1 protein-coding gene and 1 pseudogene are annotated in these 2,437 nt (G+C 44.9%); one reads left to right on the top strand and one right to left on the bottom strand.

From position 1 onward, the window contains the following. The first annotated feature begins 817 nt into the window (after nucleotides 1-817). Complete coding sequence (locus tag AB6D80_RS24645; protein WP_076678494.1) at nucleotides 818-1,771, top strand: DNA-binding protein; 954 nt, start codon at nucleotides 818-820, stop codon at nucleotides 1,769-1,771. Nucleotides 1,772-1,939: 168 nt separating this feature from the next. Here AB6D80_RS24645 and AB6D80_RS24640 read toward each other — a convergent pair. Then, nucleotides 1,940-2,107, bottom strand: a pseudogene (locus AB6D80_RS24640) (transposase); the annotation flags it as partial. Between the last annotated feature and the right edge of the window lie 330 nt (nucleotides 2,108-2,437).

The following is a 2,437-nucleotide window of genomic DNA, read 5'->3' as shown; positions in this document are numbered from 1 at the left end:
GTTTAATGTTCAAATATGTTTTCTGAAATGCCTCTTATCCTAGAGGCATTTTTTTTACCTCGTGATTGCTGTGTGCGCTTGGGTTTCTGCGCTAAAAGAGGTTGAGCCAAAGGCTCGACCGCAAGCGGTCGTCAAACCGGCTCTTAGTACCACAGTACGCCCATTTGCTCTGTGTTTGATTCTAATGCTTTGTCATGGTGTCATTTTGTGGATTTTTTCCTTATAGGGTTTGATAGGCGGTTTTTTTATTATGACGGTTTAAAGCTGATTTTAAGTGCTGCGTTGTGATAGGGGCCTGAGTTGGGCGTTACCTTTCGGGCTGGGCTCTCCGCTTGTATCTTTCATCTATGGCCTAAGAGTGGCATCACCCTGGTGAGTCACTGCGTGCCGCCCCAAAATGTGCCTCTCTACAGCCCCTATCTAAAAGGATATCGCTGCAATCCTGAACGCCTGCGCCTCGTCATTCTTCCTCGTTGCCGCTCGTCGTGCCTTCTCACTCCTTTCACTGACTGAACGAAATGAATATTTGAAAGGCTTCTCTGGTTATCAACTGCGTAAAAAACGAAGGCTCAAATCTCGAAGTTGTTGGAGTATGCCGGCACATTGATCTTAAAAACTCAGTCGATGGGAATGAATGATAGCTTTAGTGAGAGAGTATCAACTCGTTAAGGTAAGAGGGAAAAGTGATTCTGAATTAAACGCCTAGTTGGTTATTTGTTTAGGTATAAATGGGAAACGTTATTTTATGGAAACGGTTGTTACCCGTTTCCTGTTGGGCTATAATTTGTACAGTTAAGTTTATTTGGAGTGTTGAACAATGGCGGAACAATCTGGCGTGACCTTTGAACAAGTATCAAAAGCTGCTACAGCAATGCTAACTCAAGGTACTAAACCCTCAGTTCGTAATGTTATGCAGGTAACCGGTGGTAAAACAGAAACCGTCTCTAAGCTTCTACGTGACTTTCACGACAAGCGTAATGCAGAAGTCATTAAAATGGCTGATGAGCTAGGCAGCAGTAAGATCGCTGAATTGCTCGCGGATGAAATGCAAAGCGTTGTCGAGCGAAAAACCGCGAGCCTTCAGCAAATGATTTCCGACCAAAAAGCCCAGTTAGATGAAGCTATAGAGCTACTAGAAGAAAAAGAAAAAGACAGTCAGCACCGTATTGAAATGGCAGAGGCCAGAGCCGCTCAACTCATTAATGAAGCCAATGATAAAGCGGCTAAAGCATTAGAGCGTGTGGACAGTGCCGAACAAAAAGCAACTGAAGCTATAGCATTGAGCGAAGAAGTAAAGAAAGAAGCCGACAAATCAATGTCTGATAATGAGCAGAAATGTGATCTTTTAGTGACTAACGCAAAAAGTGAAGCTGAGAGTCTTGTGGGCGCGGCTAACCGTCGAGCGGATAAAGCGGAGCAAGAAAGCGCAAGTTTGCGAGAGCAGGTTAAGCTACTCACTGTCGATCAAGCGAAAAGAGAAATAGAGCAAGCTCAACATGAAAAAACACAAGAGCAGCATACTGAAACGCTAAACCAACTGGCTAATGAGCGAACAACGGTCGTTCAGTTACGCACTCAAGAAGAAAACCGTCAATCAGAAATAGAGCGCTTAACTGGCGAGTTGAACGAGATTAAATCTGACAGTAAACAATTAGCTTCCGCGCAAGGGCAGTTGGTTGAGTTGCAAAGACAGATCTCCCAATTACAAAGTGATTTGTCTCTATCAGAAAGAGAGCGTGAATCTCTATCCGTCGCTCTTAGAAGTAAGTAAGAGCGAAAAAATGACCAAGATTGAATTTATCCTTTAACAACGCAAAGAAGGGGGAGGATTCTAGTGCTGCAGAAGCCTCTCAATCTAAAGAGCTTAATGGCATTTAGCCATTTTGCCGTAAACCCTTGCCGATCGGGCGGGGGTATAAGGCGTAAAGCTCGAAGAGCTTTAACTTGATATCGCCGGACTTTCTACATAAGCCTTTAACGTTTCAATTGTCGCACCGCCAGCCGTACAAGCAAAGTAAGAACGAGACCATAAGGCCGCGCTTTTACTTTGCCTTGTAAGGTGCGTATTTTTCAGCCTCAACATTCTTGATGAAATAGATTTAAGGTTGCGTTGTGATATGGGCTTGAGTTGGGCGTTACCCTTCGGGAAAGGCTCTCCGCTTGTATCTTTTATCTATGGCCTAAGAGTGGCATCACCTTGGTGAGTCACTGCGTGCCGCCCCAGGATGTGCCTCTCTACAGCCCCTATCTAAAAGGATATCGCTGCAATCCTGAACGCCTGCGCCTCGTCATTCTTCCTCGTTGCCGCTCGTCGTGCCTCCTCACTCCTTTCACTGACTGAACGAAAGAATCTGTAAGATGGATTTTGTTTTTCGCCTGTCCTTTTTCCTTTGATTTCTCATTACCGTGTCGCGGTCTTCCTGCTTAACGTCCCAAA

The organism is Vibrio sp. 10N.247.310.17 (assembly GCF_041466605.1).
GTDB classification, from domain to species: Bacteria; Pseudomonadota; Gammaproteobacteria; order Enterobacterales; family Vibrionaceae; genus Vibrio; species Vibrio tasmaniensis_A.
Note: the sequence above shows the minus strand (reverse complement) of the source record. Positions and strands in the feature narration are given on the sequence as shown.

Coding starts and splice junctions, on each gene's coding strand:
- AB6D80_RS24645 (WP_076678494.1), top strand. CDS start 818: ATGGCGGAACAATCTGGCGTGACCTTTGAACAAGTATCAAAAGCTGCT.